Origin of the sequence: Bacteroides clarus (assembly GCF_015555825.1) — a bacterium.
In the GTDB taxonomy this organism is placed as follows: domain Bacteria; phylum Bacteroidota; class Bacteroidia; order Bacteroidales; family Bacteroidaceae; genus Bacteroides; species Bacteroides clarus.
In genome coordinates, this window is record NZ_JADNLF010000001.1 from 220739 (window position 1) to 237512 (window position 16774).

At 36.3% G+C, this 16774-nt stretch carries 11 protein-coding genes; 6 read left to right on the forward strand and 5 right to left on the reverse strand.

Annotated elements, in window-relative coordinates; genetic code table 11:
• The first annotated feature begins 31 nt into the window (after nucleotides 1–31).
• On the forward strand, nucleotides 32–979 hold the full coding sequence (cysK, locus tag I2F54_RS00790) for a cysteine synthase A (RefSeq protein WP_022218669.1): 948 nt from the start codon (nucleotides 32–34) through the stop codon (nucleotides 977–979).
• A gap of 64 nt (nucleotides 980–1043) precedes the next feature.
• Here cysK and I2F54_RS00795 read toward each other — a convergent pair whose 3' ends face one another.
• Nucleotides 1044–1757 (reverse strand): FadR/GntR family transcriptional regulator, encoded by a 714-nt coding sequence (locus tag I2F54_RS00795; protein WP_009122070.1) that lies wholly within the window; start codon nucleotides 1755–1757, stop codon nucleotides 1044–1046.
• A gap of 219 nt (nucleotides 1758–1976) precedes the next feature.
• Between I2F54_RS00795 and I2F54_RS00800 the strand changes: the two genes are divergently transcribed.
• A complete protein-coding gene (locus I2F54_RS00800) occupies nucleotides 1977–2933 on the forward strand; it encodes a 2-hydroxyacid dehydrogenase family protein (RefSeq protein WP_195500321.1) in 957 nt (318 codons plus the stop codon).
• 74 nt (nucleotides 2934–3007) lie between these two features.
• Here I2F54_RS00800 and I2F54_RS00805 read toward each other — a convergent pair whose 3' ends face one another.
• The 4 genes from I2F54_RS00805 to I2F54_RS00820 are packed head-to-tail and all read right to left on the reverse strand — an operon-like array spanning nucleotide 3008 to nucleotide 7803.
• A complete protein-coding gene (locus I2F54_RS00805) occupies nucleotides 3008–3760 on the reverse strand; it encodes an SDR family NAD(P)-dependent oxidoreductase (protein WP_009122072.1) in 753 nt (250 codons plus the stop codon).
• A gap of 32 nt (nucleotides 3761–3792) precedes the next feature.
• A complete protein-coding gene (locus tag I2F54_RS00810) occupies nucleotides 3793–5259 on the reverse strand; it encodes an MFS transporter (RefSeq protein ID WP_004291742.1) in 1467 nt (488 codons plus the stop codon).
• A gap of 5 nt (nucleotides 5260–5264) precedes the next feature.
• On the reverse strand, nucleotides 5265–5609 hold the full coding sequence (locus tag I2F54_RS00815; protein WP_004291739.1) for a cupin domain-containing protein: 345 nt from the start codon (nucleotides 5607–5609) through the stop codon (nucleotides 5265–5267).
• Nucleotides 5610–5640: 31 nt separating this feature from the next.
• Nucleotides 5641–7803 (reverse strand): alginate lyase family protein, encoded by a 2163-nt coding sequence (locus tag I2F54_RS00820; RefSeq protein WP_009122073.1) that lies wholly within the window; start codon nucleotides 7801–7803, stop codon nucleotides 5641–5643.
• 505 nt (nucleotides 7804–8308) lie between these two features.
• Here I2F54_RS00820 and I2F54_RS00825 point away from each other — a divergent pair.
• Genes I2F54_RS00825 through I2F54_RS00840 form a run of 4 tightly spaced genes read left to right on the forward strand, consistent with a single transcriptional unit; the run spans nucleotide 8309 to nucleotide 16768 of the window.
• Nucleotides 8309–11416: a SusC/RagA family TonB-linked outer membrane protein gene (locus I2F54_RS00825; RefSeq protein ID WP_229097107.1), complete on the forward strand. Its 3108-nt coding sequence runs from the start codon at nucleotides 8309–8311 to the stop codon at nucleotides 11414–11416.
• 18 nt (nucleotides 11417–11434) lie between these two features.
• Nucleotides 11435–12880: a RagB/SusD family nutrient uptake outer membrane protein gene (locus tag I2F54_RS00830; RefSeq protein WP_229097108.1), complete on the forward strand. Its 1446-nt coding sequence runs from the start codon at nucleotides 11435–11437 to the stop codon at nucleotides 12878–12880.
• 5 nt (nucleotides 12881–12885) lie between these two features.
• Nucleotides 12886–14466 carry a sialate O-acetylesterase gene (locus tag I2F54_RS00835; RefSeq protein WP_195500323.1) on the forward strand — a complete coding sequence of 527 codons (1581 nt, stop codon included), beginning with the start codon at nucleotides 12886–12888 and terminating at the stop codon, nucleotides 14464–14466.
• A gap of 28 nt (nucleotides 14467–14494) precedes the next feature.
• Complete coding sequence (locus tag I2F54_RS00840) at nucleotides 14495–16768, forward strand: chondroitinase-B domain-containing protein (RefSeq protein WP_195500324.1); 2274 nt, start codon at nucleotides 14495–14497, stop codon at nucleotides 16766–16768.
• The last annotated feature ends 6 nt before the right edge of the window (nucleotides 16769–16774 follow it).

Consider the following 16774-nt stretch of genomic DNA (forward strand, 5'->3'; position numbering starts at 1 on the left):
TTTTTGTCTTATTAATAATTCACTGTAAGATATGAAAAAAATAGCGCAACGCCTTACCGACTTAGTAGGCAATACTCCTTTGTTGGAGTTGAACAATTATAGTAAAAATAAGGGCTTGAGGGCTCATGTGATAGTCAAACTGGAATACTTTAATCCTGCGGGAAGTGTCAAGGACCGCGTTGCACTGGCTATGATAGAGGATGCGGAAACGAAAGGACTGTTGAAACCCGGTGCGACGATTATCGAACCGACCAGCGGCAATACCGGGGTTGGACTTGCTTTTGTAGCGGCGGCCAAAGGTTATAAATTGGTTTTGACTATGCCGGACACCATGAGCATGGAACGCCGCAATTTACTGAAGGCCCTTGGCGCGGAACTTGTCTTGACGCCCGGTGCCGATGGTATGAAGGGTGCTATAGCCCGTGCCGAAGAATTGCAAGCGAGTACTCCCGGCTCGTTGATTTTACAGCAGTTTGATAATCAAGCTAACCCGGCCGTTCATGAGCGCACTACCGGACAGGAAATATGGCAGGATACGGACGGAAAAGTCGATATATTCGTAGCCGGTGTTGGGACCGGTGGGACGGTGAGCGGTGTGGGTACGGCTTTGAAGAAGCATAACCCTAAAATACAAGTGGTAGCCGTAGAGCCGGAGGATTCTCCGGTATTGTCAGGCGGAAAACCGGGTTCACATAAGATTCAAGGTATCGGTGCAGGCTTTATTCCCAAAAACTATAATAGTGCGGTAGTAGACGGAATTCTGCAGGTATCCAATGATGACGCTATCCGTACCGGGCGGGAACTGGCGAAATACGAAGGCTTGTTGGTCGGGATTTCTTCGGGAGCCGCTGTCAGCGCCGCAACTCAGTTGGCGCAGTTGCCGGAAAATGAGGGTAAAAACATAGTGGTATTACTGCCTGATACGGGAGAACGCTATTTGTCGACGTTGCTTTATGCTTTTGAGGAATATCCTTTATGATTTAATATAAAAAGCCTGATTGTCAAATTGATTCTCAGGCTTTTTATAATTGATTTTTTTATGTCTAGAGGACAATTTGTTGTGTCTTAGCAAAATTTAGTACTCCTGTAAGGTGCTGACTCATAATATTACTAGCTGCTTCTGCATTGTTATTTTTAATATATTCGAAAAGGAGACGATGCTCACTTATTGGGATCTCAAAATTTGTCTTACAAACATTAAATTTAGCATAATTCACCATGATATCAGGTGTAATTGTCATCATCATAGATTTTAATACTGTATTTTTAGAGCCTTCAGCAATAGTACGGTGAAAGTATAAATCTTCTTCTAATGCAGAACCGCATTCTTTTATTTTTTTGTTATAGTTGTTCATTGCGCTTTCTATCATTTTCAGATCTTCTTCTGTACGACGAATTGCGCAAAGTTTTGCAGCATTAATTTCAATAATAGAACGTGCTTCTACTAAAGAGTGGAAGTCGCAATTGTCCATTTTTAAAATGTCACTGATTAAGCTATTTAAAGCAGTAGACTCAATGGCCGAGATTACCGAGCCACTTTGTGGCATTGTTTTAATGATATTATAAAACTCCAGTTTTTTAAATGCTTCCCTTACCTGAGAACGTGCAACTTGGAACTTTTCAGCTAATTTACGCTCTGCCGGAAGTTTGTCCCCAGGTTGTAAATCGCCAGAGTCAAGTAAAGAGCGAATTTGTCTGATGATATCATCAGTTGCATTTTCGCCAGCAGGTTCTAAAAGCTTCAATATATCAGTCATATGTTAATTTATTAAATATTTGCAAAGATACAAATTAATTCAAAATACTTCTTTTATAGATTCAACAAAATGTTAGAAAATATATTCGGTTTAGATTGGAGATAGGCTAGGTGTTTTAGTATTCTTTTTTAGCTTATATTTGGTTTTCCAATTCTGAAAACTTATTTTTGTATAAAAGTATATTAAGTTGCCATAGTAAAACATGTTTTAGTGATATATATGAAAACGATTCTTGTGACTCATCAACTTCCTAAAGTGGCTTTTGAAACAATTGTAAATGATTATAAAATTATTATGCCTGATAAAGGCTTGATTAGTAGCTGTATGCTTGATAGATGGATTGGGCGTTGTGATGCTTTGCTTCCTACTTATGCATTTAAGGTAACTAAAGAAATTATAGATCGTGCTACTAACTTGGAGATTATTGCAAACTTTGGAGCAGGTTATGATAATATAGATGTTAATTATGCTATTACAAAAGGAATTTTGGTAACCAATTCTCCGAAACCGGTTATTGAACCAACGGCTGAGCTGGCTTTTTCCTTGTTATTGAATGTGGCTAGAAGAATTTCTGAATGTGATAGGAAATTACGTTCATCAAGAGGAATAGAAATTGATGTGATGGAAAATCTTGGAATCAGTTTATATGGAAAGACTTTAGGGATAGTTGGTATGGGAGCGATAGGGCAAGCTTTGGCAAGAAGAGCTTCTGCTTGTGGTATGAGAATTATATATTATAATAGAAAAAGATTATCTCAAGAAATTGAAAATGCGTATGAGGCTGATTGGGTCAGTTTGAATGAATTGTTAGCTATATCTGATTTTATATCATTACATGCCCCAGCGACTTCAGAAACCTATCACATGATTGATATACAACAGTTTAATCTAATGAAACCTTCTGTGGTATTGATAAACACAGCTAGGGGAAATCTGATTAATGAAAGAGTATTGATACATTTTCTTCAAGAAAAAAGAATATTTGGTGCGGGGTTGGATGTATTTGAAAATGAGCCTGAAATACCTTCGGAATTATTACAGCTTGATAATGTGCTATTATCACCTCATAATGGCACAGGGACTATTGATACACGTGTAGAAAGCACTCGTTATGCCCTTCAGAATATTATAAATTACTTTGAAGGAAAAACTCTCCTCTCGCCTGTTACAAAATAGATATTTTATATTAAAATGGCAGAAGCCAATATTGGGCTCCTGCCATCTTTATATATTATTTATTTTGAATTGTTTTATGAGAAGAAACTACCACCATTAATATCTATGTTTGCACCAGTAATATAAGAGGAATCCTCGGATGAAAGGTAGATTACTAGATCTGCCACTTCTTTTGCTTCACCTTCACGACGGAGGGCATATGTGGCTTTCAGTCGTTCTCTGTTTTCTGGTGTATTGAAGCGATCGTGGAATGATGTAGCTATTGTGCCGGGCGCTAATGCGTTGACACGTATTCCTTTGGGACCAAGCTCCTTGGCCATAGCACGTGTGTAAGTCATAACAGCACCTTTGGCAGTTGCATACATAGATGCTCCAGGACCGCCACCATCACGGGCTGCAAGAGACGAAAAATTGACAATGGTAGATCCGGCACTCATGTACGGTACAGCTTCGCGGGTACATAGAAATACGCTACGCATATTTACATCCATTAAAAAGTCATACCAAGTTTCGTCTTGTTCTGTTACTAATTTGCGACCAACAATTCCACCAACAACATTAACTAATGCATCAATGTGATTTCCAAATGCTTCAATAGCTTTGTCAAATAGATTTTTGACATCAGTTGCTTTTGTCATATCACCTTGTACAATAATTCCTTCAGATCCTGCAGCCTGAATTAATTTTAAAGTTTCTGCTGCATCTTCCGGGTTGTCGAAATAGTTTACAACTACTTTAGCTCCTTCTTGAGCGAATTTGATTGAGATTGCACGTCCCAAATCACGTGCTCCACCTGTCACGATGGCTACTTTACCTTGTAATTTCATATTATTTTTTAGTTTAATGAATATGTGTAACTTTATTTTATTTGTTCTATTTTACCGACAGTCAAAAATATGGATAATAATGATAATGGAACTAATGCTGCAAGTAGTGAGAATAATAATAGCCAGTTTGTGATGTATTGGGCAAATAATATTGCTAGAATAGTTCCTAATACGGCTGATGCACCACCTAGACCTGCTAATGAGCCAACGGATTTTCCGGAGTGTAGGTCGCTGGGTATTGTTTGAATATTCGTCATGACAAATTGAAAACCTCCCAAGACGAAAGCCATAAAGATAACTGCCATAATAGAAGTTGTAGAATAAACGGCTGCAATTATAGAAGGGATGATAATAAATCCACCCAATAACATGGCAGCTTTACGTGAATAATCAACACTTTTTCCTTTTCGGATTAAAAAGCCTGACATCCATCCACCGGCAATACTACCAACCATTGCGCCTACATAAGGAACCCATGCGGAGAATGCTACTTCCTTAATATTAAGTTTGAAGACATCTGCTAGATAGAGTGGTAGATAAGTGACAAACATCCACCAAATGGGATCAAGAAAAAAACGTCCTAAAATAACAGACCAGTTTTTTTTGTTTGATAATAATTCTCTCCAGCCTTTACCTTTGTCATTGGTAATCTTGATTTCCGGTTGTCCAGTTAATATGTATTCTTTTTCTTTATCAGTAATCCATGGGTGTTCTTTAGGTCCTTTTTTGTTGATGATAATCCATGGGATTAGCCATAATAAACCGAAACCACCGACAACTACAAATGTAAGCTTCCATCCAAGTGTAATATACAGCATGAGTATAATGATGGGTGCAAAAATAGAACCCAACGAAGCTGCTGCACCAAATAAACCTTGTGCTAATGCACGTTCCTTCTGTGGAAACCATTCAGCGTTACTTTTAGTGGTTCCTGGCCATGGACCGGCTTCCCCCAATCCCAGCATCATACGAAATGTTGTTAATGAAAGGATGCCTCGTGATAGTGATGTCATGGCATCTGCGGCTCCCCATAATAATACAGAAACGAAGAATCCTTTTCTTGTACCAATTTTGTCATACATTTTTCCAGATACTAACTGGCTTATACCATAAGCTATCATAAAAAATATGGTAATCGTTCCTAGTATATCTTTAGCTTGCTTGGCAGCTTCTTCAGTAGACAAATCAGTACTGATTAGTCCTAAATCATAGGCAATCCCCTCTTTGTTTATTACCATTGTTTGGCCATTTTTCTCCTTTAGTGAGATTCTACTTGCTTCAACTTGAATCTCATGGCCTTGACCGTTGGTTAAAAGATAGGTTTGCTCATTTATCTGAGTGGCTTGGTTCACTCTAAGACTAGGATTAAAAGAGTCCGTTAGAGTGTATTCAATATTGGCTACCCACATATAATTTAGAGTACCTCTATCCAAATAGTTTATGATGGTAATGAGCATGATTAGCCCAATAATCCACCATCTTACACCTTTGATTTTCATGATAGTTATTCGTTTATAAAATCTTCACGCATTGGGCTAAAGGTATCAATTAAAATACCAGCTTCGAGACAGGTACAACCATGTAAGACATCCGGTTCCATATAGATTCCATCTCCGGCTTTTACTATTTTCTTCTCTCCGTTTACATGAAATTCGAACACTCCACTAACAACATAGGTGGATTGGGAATGAAAATGCTCATGGGCGTTTCCAATAGCCCCTTTCTGAAATTTCACTTTTACTAGCATGAGTTGTCCGTCATATCCGAGTATTTGCCTTTGAATACCTTCACCAACTTGTTCCCAACTTATTTCATTTTCTAATAGGAAAACTTTACTACATGTTTTCATAATGTTGTTTTTTTAATAGTTATTATTTACGTTATTTTATTTCGCAGACTCCTTGCCAGCTATAATCTCTTATTTTATGTACAGAATGTGGATTATTATCTGTATTCGCAAAACAGATAGTTATGGTCTGTTTGTTTTTAGTTGTAACTTTGAGGATAGTATATTCCTCTGTGTCCATTATAATTTGGATGTTTTGTACGTTTGTGTAAGGAGCTAATGTATATTCCAGACGTGGGTTGTATTCTCCGTGTGCTTCTATGAGAGATACGAATGTATGATTATCACTCTCTTTCTGGCGAAACATTAAGCAAGGATCGTTTCTCAAATTGAAGTTAGGGTCGTTACCACCAATTCTGGTTAGAAATATCTCTGTATTTTCATCGGTTACAGCGGTTAATGTATAGAATCTATTATCGTTTAACCAAGTGGTAGAAGTTGTCTCTTGCCTGGGGTTTCCTTGTGCTTCTATCCATAAATGTTGGTATCCGTTTTTGCTGCCTAACAAAGTGCGAGTTGTATCGAATGCGTTGTATTTATAATCAGTATTAATGAGATGCCCTTTATAATAATAAGGCAAATCGTATTGATGTTTTTTTTGTGAAATTATTTTGAATATATCAATAATGAGAGGATGTTCAAAAGCAGGATGGGAGATTAGCAGTAGATTTCGCTGCATAGTTACTCCGGGAACAGCGTGTTTGTCTTTTGCACTGATCATTTTTACCTGTTCGCCATTGATGAAAGCATAGAATGTGGGAGAGTATTTTGATGCTTCGTCCAATTTACCATTGAAGTGGCTGGTTTCGTCGACTATTAGGGTGTTATGCCCTATTGTTTGCTTACTAAAGCTATTATTTTCAGGTAAATAATGGCCGCCATTTTTAGGCTCTATATTTAAAAAACGTGCAGCCCCGTAGTCTTGTATTATTTCTTTATTATTGTCGTAATAGGTAAATGATAACCTATCAAAGTGTCCATGTCCCATACCCTGTGATGTGTATTTTAGAGCTACACAGCTTTCATTATTTTTATTTGGGCAGCGTAGAATTCCAATGCCACCCTCGTCGCCTTTGGCTCCATCGCTTATGACCATTGTTTGATGTATAAAAGGTTGTGCAAGTTCTATGTCAGTAGCAACTTTATATCCAGCTTCATTTAGGATAACAGTATTCTGTTCTTTTGCTATAGATAATAGTTGTTTGTTACCTGTTCTATTATAGGCGATATCAATACCCCAAACTAACTCTGTACTGTGCCAGGTCTTGTCTAAAGCGTCATTGAAATGAAAGAATTGGCCGTTGTTTTCAGACATTTGTAATAGGGTAGTGACGGCTTTTAATATTACTCCATTTTTATATTCAAATATTTTTCTTTCAGGCTCATTGTTCTCAATAGCTTGAGCAAACATAATGAATGGCTGTAATGAATATCTCTGATAATAAGGCCCTTCCTCGAAATATCCGTCGGGTGAAAAAAGTTGATCTATTTGCCTAATAAAACCACTTTTTCCGCTTTTATCTAGTCCATATAATGCTTTCTCAAGCATATCTTTATCTCCCATAACATAGGAAATCATCCCCACTCCTGTTACTGCCCAGGTAGCGTGGTTATGAATTTTTTCGAATGTGGATTTATTGTGTATAGCGATAAATTCAACCATTGGCTTAAATAAATTATTTTCAATAAACTCTCTTTCTTTGGGGTTTAAGTAATTATATATACAATCATAGGCTTGAGATGTGTATACTAACCAAACACATTCATTTAACCCTTGCCAAAAGAGCTTTCCTCTATAATTAGATTTTTGAATTGGATGTAAGGGTAGATTAGGATACATTTCAGCATATTGTATAAGCATTTCTTTTACATATTCCGCATATTCTTTTTTTTCAGTTAATTGGAAAAGCACACCTGCATTATACATGTTATTATAGTTACGCTTGTGTTGTTCGTGTGTATAGCCACCACCTGCGTCTTTAGGAAGTGGAACTTCTATCGGTTGTTTTAAGATAGGATCTATTTGATTTTTTATTTGAATTAATGTCGTATTGAATAACATAGCCGGCTTGTTTTGAGCTTTTATTTTTTCAATTCCTTTTTGAGTAAGCAATAAGCAGGGATGCTTTGGTAACTTGGCCTGGATTGTAAATGCCAGAAACAAGAAAATAGTTATTAGAATACTTTTTGTTTTCATGAGTATTTCTTTGTTTTAAATTGGTTTTCCAAAAGTAGTGGTTAATTTTATTTTGAGCAAATAAAATACTTGATATTTTTTATGTTTTTTATCATAGGTTTACCTGATATTTTTTGTATTCACTTTTTATGGTTGTTTCTTTCCGTCTTTTACTTTCTTTAATTAAATATTAATTATGTTGATTATTAGTGTTTTATATCGTTTTGTGTTTAATAATATAATAATGTACACGTACCACTTTATATGTATATCGTTATTTATAGAGCTCTTATGTGATAATATAATTTATTTTATATTTTTCTTCTTTTTACTTTGATATTATTAAAAATACTATTATTTTTGGCAAACCAATATATGAAATGTCTATTGTTTTGTTGGATTGAGTGCATTCGTAAGATGATCGACTTTTCTGTAGCGAATGGCTATGGAAGATGGTAAAACTACTGTTAGAATTATTATCTTATTGCGATATATATTTATTGTTAATCATTAATTTTATAGTTTTATGAAGAACAGACAATTATTTCAAACTGCTTCTCGGCGAACTTTTTTGTTAATCATGTTTTGCTGGATGCAACTGTATGGTATGGCGATTTTTGCCCAAACGAAAATTGTGACAGGCCAAGTTATAGATGTGACAAATTCGCCTTTGCCGGGTGTGAATATTCTTGTAAAGGGGACTACTATTGGATGTATTACTGATATTGATGGAAATTATTCAATTAGTGTACCAGATTTAGCGACAGACATTCTTGTATTTTCATACATCGGGTTTACTCAGAAAGAAGTAGCTTGCAAAGGACAGCCAAAAATAAATGTAACTTTGACTGAGGATCAACAACAGCTAGATGAAGTCGTGGTGGTTGGTTATGGTGTTCAGAAGAAATCTCATTTAACAGGTTCTATTTCAAAAATTAAAAATGAAAATCTGGGGCAATTACCCGTTTCTCGTGCAGACCAAGCGTTAGTTGGTAAATTGGCGGGTGTGCAAATTCAAAATATTTCAGCGCAATCGGGGGCTAGTCCTAAAATTCAGATACGTGGTATTGGATCTATCTCTGCAGATACGAATCCTCTGATCGTAGTAGATGGTTATCCTATCCCAGGAGATTTATCAGATGTTGATATGAATGATGTAGAATCTATTGAGGTATTGAAAGATGCTGCATCAGCTGCTATTTATGGTTCAAGAGGTGCAAATGGTATTATTATTGTGACTACACGTAGTGGTAGCTCTGAAGGCTCTAAACCTACTATTCGCATAAATAGTTATGGTGGTGTTAAAGAGCGACTGTTGAAAGGAATACAACGTACACGTCCTGAAGACTGGAAGATAAAAGCAGAACAAATATATGCAGAAATGGGTAGACCGACCAGTGGAGCTCATGCGTCTATGGTAGATGATATGAAAAAAGTTTATGTTGCTTCTGATGTTTTGGGAACTCAAACTGACTGGGTAGAAGAAACAATAAAACTGGGATATATACAGAACCATCAGATTAGTGTTTCTGGCGGTTCAAAAAACGTGAACTACTACGCATCTGGTTCTTTTTTGGATGAGAAAGGAATTGTTATAACAGATCGTTATAAAAAGTTTAATTTAAATGCTAAGGTTGATGCTAAGATTAATGATAAATTAGAATTCGGCGTCAATGTGAATGCAGTTGTTGATTCCCAACGCGCTTATCGTTCAGGATCTCAATCAAATATTAATCAGGTATTTAGAGATGCTATGTACATCCCAGTAAGGCATACTGCTGAGACAATTGAATGGGCTCGTTTGTCTGATCCTACATTAAATATAGGTGACTATGCTCATGAATATCATTTTTCGAAAGTCCCTTATAATGGAGAATATATTAGTGTAAAAAATGCTGGTGGTAATAATGGTATTTCTACTACTTTAGAGCGTAATGATAGAACTGGTTATATTAAAGCCTTAGGAAATATCTACTTACAGTATCAACCTGTTAAAGGTTTGATTTTAAAAAGTTCTTTTGGTGGATATGCTTCTATGATGGACTATAAATTTTATCAGAGTAGTTTAGCTCATAATAATGGTAAAACGAGCGGACAATATAAAACTGCAAAAGTAATAGATTGGTTGAATGAAAATATTGCGACCTATACTCCTAATTTAGGAGAAAATCATTCTTTAAGTATATTGGCTGGTTATACAGTTCAAAAGACTACAGGCTATAATAGCAATATGACAGCTTCAGACTTTCCGACTGATAATATTCAAACCTTGAATGCTGGTATCATTAACTCGGGTAATACTACTGAGTATGAGGAACTGCTATTATCGGCACTAGGACGTGTCACATATTCTTATAAAGGTAAATATCTTGCTTCTGTAAGTTCACGTTGGGATGGAAGTTCTCGTTTCGGTATTAATAATAAATGGGGGTATTTCCCTTCAGTATCTTTAGGTTGGCGTATTTCTGAGGAATCATTCTTTACTCCGGTTAAGAAGATAATTGATGAATTAAAGATTAGAGCAAGTTTTGGTGCCAGTGGTAATAAAAATATTGGTAATTACCAAGCATTTGGTCTTCTTTCACAGTCCAATGCTGTAATCAATAATAAAGTAACTCCTGGATATACACAAATTTCCAGCGAAAATAAAGACTTGGGTTGGGAGAGAACTTATCAGTATAATGGTGGTTTTGATTTGGGTATGTTTAATAATCGTTTGAGAATTAATCTTGATGCTTACTATACGATAACGGATAAACTACTTTTGGAAAGAGAGATCTCTAGTATGACGGGACAAACAAACCAGTTGGTTAATATGGGTAAAATGAGTAATACCGGTTATGAAATTGAAATTACAACCCAGAATATTCAAACAAAGGATTTCTCTTGGTCTACAAGTTTAAATATTGCACAGAACTTTAATAAGGTTTTAAACTTAGGTGGTGTAGATAAGATTATAAGCAGTCCTAAAGGAGAAGAAAAACGCCCTACATATTTTGTAACTGAGGTCGGTAAACCTTTAGTTCAATTCTATGGCTTTGTTGTTGAAAAAGAGATTCCTAACGAAGGGCTTATCAGTCCTGTATGGCCGGTTGATGTGAAACCAGAATTGGTACATGTTAAAGACTTGGACGGCAATGGAAAAATAGACGATGATGATATGGTAGCACAGGGCTCTCCATATCCGAAAGTAACTTGGGGTATGACTAATGATTTAAAATGGAAAGATTTCGATTTAAATGTAGTGGTTCAAGGGTCACATGGTAATAAAGTATTTAATATTGATGAGCATTATGCTCAGAGTCAATGGAATGGGAAATTGTTGCCTGAGTACCAGAATTCCTATAATAATATCAAACATAAAGCTTCAGCCTGCTGGTTTGTAGAGGATGCTTCTTTTATTGCAATACGCAGTATCAATTTAGGATATACATTGCCTAAAAATATTATGAAGAACTGTTCATTACGTGTTTATGCGTCTATTTATAATCCATGCTATTTCTTGTTGGGTGATTATAAAGGGTATAATCCTGAAGGTATTAAGAGCTTTGATACTCCATTGATTGATGGTTATCAGAGTGGTGCAATGCCGTTGGCTCGTACTTATACGCTTGGCTTTAATTTTCAATTTTAATTACTAATGTTGACTGATATGAAAAAAATGAAATATATAATAGGTTTGGGTTTAAGCTTATTTTTGGCTTCCTGTACGGATGCATTGGATTTACAACCTAAATCAGATTTGACACAAACAAACTTCTTTAATAAGACAAGTGATGTTGAATTGGCTTTGGTTGGTTGTTATGACGGTCTCCAACAAATGTCTTTGAATCATGATTATGTATTGATGGAAATGCGTTCAGATCTTTCTTCTTCTTATTTGGCAGAAGGTGAGTTTGGATATATTGACACTTTTGTGAAAGATATTGTTGAGAGTGGTGATGTATATAATTATTGGAAAGCCTGTTTCAATGCTCTTTCCCGTACAAACTTAGTAATAGATAATTTGGGTATAGTAAATGATGAGGCGACTCGTAACCGAATAGAAGGTGAAGCACGCTTTATACGTGCATTAGTTTACTTTAATATGGTTCGTTTATGGGGGGATTTACCTATTATTACTCGTACGATAGATGCCAATGAAACAGATATGTTTCGCCGGAAGCCTCTTTCTGAGGTTTATTCTACTGTCATTATTCCCGATTTAGAGTTTGCTATAAATAATTTGCCTGACATGACTAAGGGCAAAGCAAATGCTATGGCAGCTAAAGCGTTGCTTGCTAAAGTATATCTTACTTTAGGCCGTCATTCCGATGCAAAGACTTTGCTTGCTACTTTGATTAATATGTCAGATCCTAGCAAGAGTACAGTTTCAGGAGTAGGATTAGCTTCAGACTATAGCTCTATATTCTCAGAAAGCACTAAATGGAATAGTGAGATATTATTTGCTGTTCAATTTAATTCTACTTCGGGTGAAGGACAAACATTTAGTTATGATTTTTCTGTATTTGGTGGTAATTCAGGTTTAAATACACCTACTACTCCATTCGCTGAGGAATGTGAAAGTGATGTTGTACGTAGCCAGACCAATTTAATGGAAGAAGATAAAGCGGGTATTTGGATTGTGTGTGGTAAATACTTGAAAAGGGGAACTAAGCCTTCACAAAAGGATAATGCTGCCGATGCTCCTATTTTACGTTATGCTGATGTACTTTTAATGTATGTTGAAGCGGTATTAGGTGCTCCCTCTGAACCTTATGCGAATGATATAACTAATGATGTGAATGCTTTAGCCGTTTATAATGCAGTGAGGGCACGTGCAGGGTATCTTCCCGTAACTTCGGTTTCTAGAAATGAATTACTTCAGGAACGTAAATTTGAGTTTGCATTCGAAAACCAACGTTGGTTTGATTTACAGCGTGTAGTTGGAGTATCTGAAACGATTCGAATTATGGAAGCACACGGACAGGACTCTAGACTTTTACCAAAGCAGAAATTTACTAAGGTAGAAAGATTTCAAATGCTTTATCCTATTCCAGGACGTGAAATTCGTTTGTTAGGAAAAGAAATTTTATCTCAGAACGAGGGTTATAACTGATAAAAATGATGAAAAGAGGTTGTATATTTGTATGTTTGCAAATTTGTATCTGTTGGGGGCTCCTTTGGGGAGCCTCCACGGGTAATAATTTCCAGTTGTCTTTAGCTGAAGTTTTTGGTGAAGGAATGGTATTGCAGCAAGAAGATATAAATAATATTTGGGGAATAGGACGTCCTTTTGCTATAGTACAGGTCGAATTTCAAAATCAAAAAGTAAAGACAGAAGTTAAGCCTGACGGGCGCTGGATGTTGTCTTTGAAGAATCTGGCTGCTGGAGGGCCATATCGGTTAAAAGTAACTTCAGGAAATGAATCTGTTCTACTGTCTGAAGTGTATGTTGGAGAAGTGTGGTTAGCAACAGGACAATCAAATATGGAGCGTAAGCTGTTTATGAGTGAAAATGGAGAAGCTGTTGTTCGTTCAGCTAATAATCAGAATATTCATTTTCTAATGGTACCTCAAGTATATTATAAAGGGCATAATGTTAATAAAGAAATGAAATGGCAGACCGCAACAGCGCCACAAGTTGCGAATATGTCTGCCATCGGTTATTATTTTGCTTGTAAGCTTCAGAAAGAATTAAATGTTCCTATTGGTATCATTTGTTGTTATCGTGGTGGAACGCCTGCTGAAGCTTGGGTGAAAGAAGAGACGCTGGAAAGAGATGATAAATTACGTCCTATTTTGGATAATTATCGTAAAGTTGCTATTATGGATGATACCTTATATGAGAAAAAAATGGAGGAGTATAAGGTACTTTATAGGGTTTATAATGACTCAGTGACTATGGGATATAAAAACGTTGTTCGTCCTTTCGAACCAGTGGGCCCTAAACATCATAAACGCCCTTGTGGATTGTATCATACTATGTTGCAGCGTATTATTCCTTATACGGCTAAAGGTGTAATTTGGTATCAAGGCGAGGGTAATGCAGAGCGGGCGGAGCAGTATAGAGTACTTTTTCCAGCATTAATTAGACAATGGCGTACTGATTTTCATCAACCTGATTTACCATTTTATTTTGTTCAGTTGTCGAATTTTGATCATCCTTTTTGGCAAGATCGTCCAAATTGGGCTGAGTTACGTGATGCCCAGCTATTTACATGGAAAACAGTAAAGAATACTGCTATGGTAGTCAGTATTGATAAAGGGGAGAAAAACGATGTACACCCTATTTATAAGAAACCTATTGGTGAACGTTTAGCATCCTGTGCTTTGCATTTGCAATATGATAAAAAAGTACCATATTCAGGCCCGGTATATAAATCAATGCAAATAAAAGACAATAAAGCAGAAATTAGTTTTGATTTTGTTTATTCTGGTTTGACTGCTTTGGGCGGGGAATTGAAAGGTTTTTCTATTTGTGGGGCGGATTATAATTTTGTATCGGCAAGAGCGGAAATTAGGGATGGAAAAGTATTTGTCTGGTCTGATGTTGTAGAGCGTCCTATTGCGGTACGTTATGGTTGGTCTAATTGGACGGAAGCTAATCTTTTTAATAAAGAGGGTTTCCCAGCAACTCCTTTCCGTACAGATAATTTTTCATTAATGACGGAGGGTATTTATTATCCGATGAAAATTCGTTAACTAGTGAAACTTTAATATATAGCTTGTGATGCTTAAATCATTTATTAAACTTTGTTGGATTTTTCCTTTGTTGGCCGCATGTTCGCAAGGAAATCGGACTATTGACTTAAATTCTCTTCAAAGTACTTTGGAGAAAGCTGGTCCAGGTGATACGATTTATATTAAATCAGGTACATATACAAATATCCAGTTACAACTTGAGGGGTATGGTAAGGTAGAAGAGCCGATTGTTGTTATGGCTCAACAACCAGGCAGTGTTTTTATAGAAGGTGTATCTAATCTTCGTTTATGTGGAGAATACGTTGAAATAAACGGATTGCATTTTCGTAATGGTTACACTCCTAAAGGAGCTGTGATTGAGTTTCGTAATGGTGAAAAAGTTGCTAACAACTGCCGTATAACAGATTGTGTCATTGATTACTTCAATCCGATAGATCGTGGGGTATCTGGAAGCTGGATTCTTCTTTACGGACGAAATAACCGACTGGACCATAATTCTATTTTGGGTAAGCTTTATGCAGGAGTAACTTTGGCTGTTATTTTAAATGGTGAGGGAGACCGTAATAATAATCATAGAATTGATCACAATTATTTCGGTGAACGTCCGATATTGGGCTCAAATGGGGGCGAAACGATTCGTGTGGGAACCTCACATCATGCATTTTTTTCTTCGAATACTGTGATAGAAGACAATATGTTTCACCATTGTAATGGAGAAGTTGAAGTTGTTTCTATCAAATCAAGTGATAACATTATTCGTAATAATGTATTTTTAGAATGTCGTGGTATTTTGGCTTTACGTCATGGTAACCGTAATTTAGTTGAAGGAAATGCATTTATAGGAAATGGATTACCTTGTACAGGCGGAGTACGTGTAGTCAATGAAGGGCATACTATTAAGGGAAATTTGTTCTATGGGCTGAAAGGTGATCGTTTTTTTGCGGCTCTTGGGTTGATGAATGCGGTTCCTAATTCTTTACCTAACCGTTATCATCATGTAAAGGATGTAACGTTAGAAGATAACCGCTTTATTAATTGTGATAATATCTTATTTTGTGTAGGAAAAGATAATGAACGTACATTACCACCCTCAAATATCTCTTTTATTCGTAATCAGTTCATTAGTAAGTCGGATAAAGCGCTTTATCAGTCTTTTGATGATATTTCTGGTTTTACTTTTATTGATAATGTGGTGAATTATCCCTATACCGTAACACAAAGAGGGTTTCAGAATAATACGACTTTATCAGATAGTATTGATTTAAAGCCATATATGGAGAAAAAAAACGGTGCAAGTTGGTATACTCTTTCTGAAAATCATGAATTGGTGCTTACCGGTAATGAAATCAGTGTAAAGGCAGGACAAAATACACTATTAGAGGCTTTGAATCAAGCACAGTCCGGTGATATTTTGAATCTCTCGGAAGAGGGTGTCTATTGGTTGGATAATACTTTGTTGATAGATAAATATATTCGTATTCAAGCAGATTCCCATTTATCTAAACGCCCCGTTTTATGCTTTAATGGTATGTCTGGTAAAGCATTTGTGACCATTGTCAATGGTGGAAACTTGGAAATACAAGGTCTTGCTTTCAATGGTGAAGGTGAGGCAGGGAAAGCTTTGTCCGAAGGTGGTATAACCGTGAAATCAGGTACTATTACTCCTTATTTACTTACTGTTGATAATTGTGAATTCTATAATTTCAATGAATCTGGCTTGGCGGCCATCCGTGGTGAAAAATCTACTTTCTCACCAATGGTGATTATCCGGAATTCTTTTTTTCATGACATGTCAGGGGAAGCAATTAATTTTGCTGGAGAGAAGGATGATAAAGGTAAGTACAATGTAGAAGAGTTACATGTTGATAATTGTATATTTTATCGGTTATTAGGTAGTGCTTTGAATATTTATCGAGGTGGAAATGATGAAAGCACCAGTGGACCATTGTTGACAGTTGACCATTGTACAATTGAAAATGTGGACAATAAAGAGCAAGGTTCTGCTATGCGTTTGATAGGAGTACAAAGTGCTACTGTGACTAATTGTTCTTTTGCCAACAGTGGAAAGGGAGGAGCCAGTATTCGTTTCAATGAGATGAGTTGGGATAAATTGTCAGTGTCTTATATTAATCTGTATAATTCCGGACGTATTGCTTCTTTCTGGGGTAAATTGGGGAGTAAGAATATTACAAACTATAGACCTGAATATGTAGATGCGAATACTGGTAATTTTTATCAGATTTCAACATCACCATTATCCAATAAAGCTTCTGACAAGAAAGATTTAGGAATCACACAATGATGTTAA

What these genes read in the sequence shown, in the direction of transcription:
- I2F54_RS00830 (WP_229097108.1), top strand. Translation starts at nt 11,435, where the DNA reads ATGAAAAAAATGAAATATATAATAGGTTTGGGTTTAAGCTTATTTTTG.
- I2F54_RS00810 (WP_004291742.1), bottom strand. Translation starts at nt 5,259, where the DNA reads ATGAAAATCAAAGGTGTAAGATGGTGGATTATTGGGCTAATCATGCTC.
- I2F54_RS00835 (WP_195500323.1), top strand. Translation starts at nt 12,886, where the DNA reads ATGATGAAAAGAGGTTGTATATTTGTATGTTTGCAAATTTGTATCTGT.
- I2F54_RS00800 (WP_195500321.1), top strand. Translation starts at nt 1,977, where the DNA reads ATGAAAACGATTCTTGTGACTCATCAACTTCCTAAAGTGGCTTTTGAA.
- I2F54_RS00820 (WP_009122073.1), bottom strand. Translation starts at nt 7,803, where the DNA reads ATGAAAACAAAAAGTATTCTAATAACTATTTTCTTGTTTCTGGCATTT.
- I2F54_RS00815 (WP_004291739.1), bottom strand. Translation starts at nt 5,609, where the DNA reads ATGAAAACATGTAGTAAAGTTTTCCTATTAGAAAATGAAATAAGTTGG.
- I2F54_RS00795 (WP_009122070.1), bottom strand. Translation starts at nt 1,757, where the DNA reads ATGACTGATATATTGAAGCTTTTAGAACCTGCTGGCGAAAATGCAACT.
- I2F54_RS00805 (WP_009122072.1), bottom strand. Translation starts at nt 3,760, where the DNA reads ATGAAATTACAAGGTAAAGTAGCCATCGTGACAGGTGGAGCACGTGAT.
- I2F54_RS00840 (WP_195500324.1), top strand. Translation starts at nt 14,495, where the DNA reads ATGCTTAAATCATTTATTAAACTTTGTTGGATTTTTCCTTTGTTGGCC.
- cysK (WP_022218669.1), top strand. Translation starts at nt 32, where the DNA reads ATGAAAAAAATAGCGCAACGCCTTACCGACTTAGTAGGCAATACTCCT.
- I2F54_RS00825 (WP_229097107.1), top strand. Translation starts at nt 8,309, where the DNA reads ATGAAGAACAGACAATTATTTCAAACTGCTTCTCGGCGAACTTTTTTG.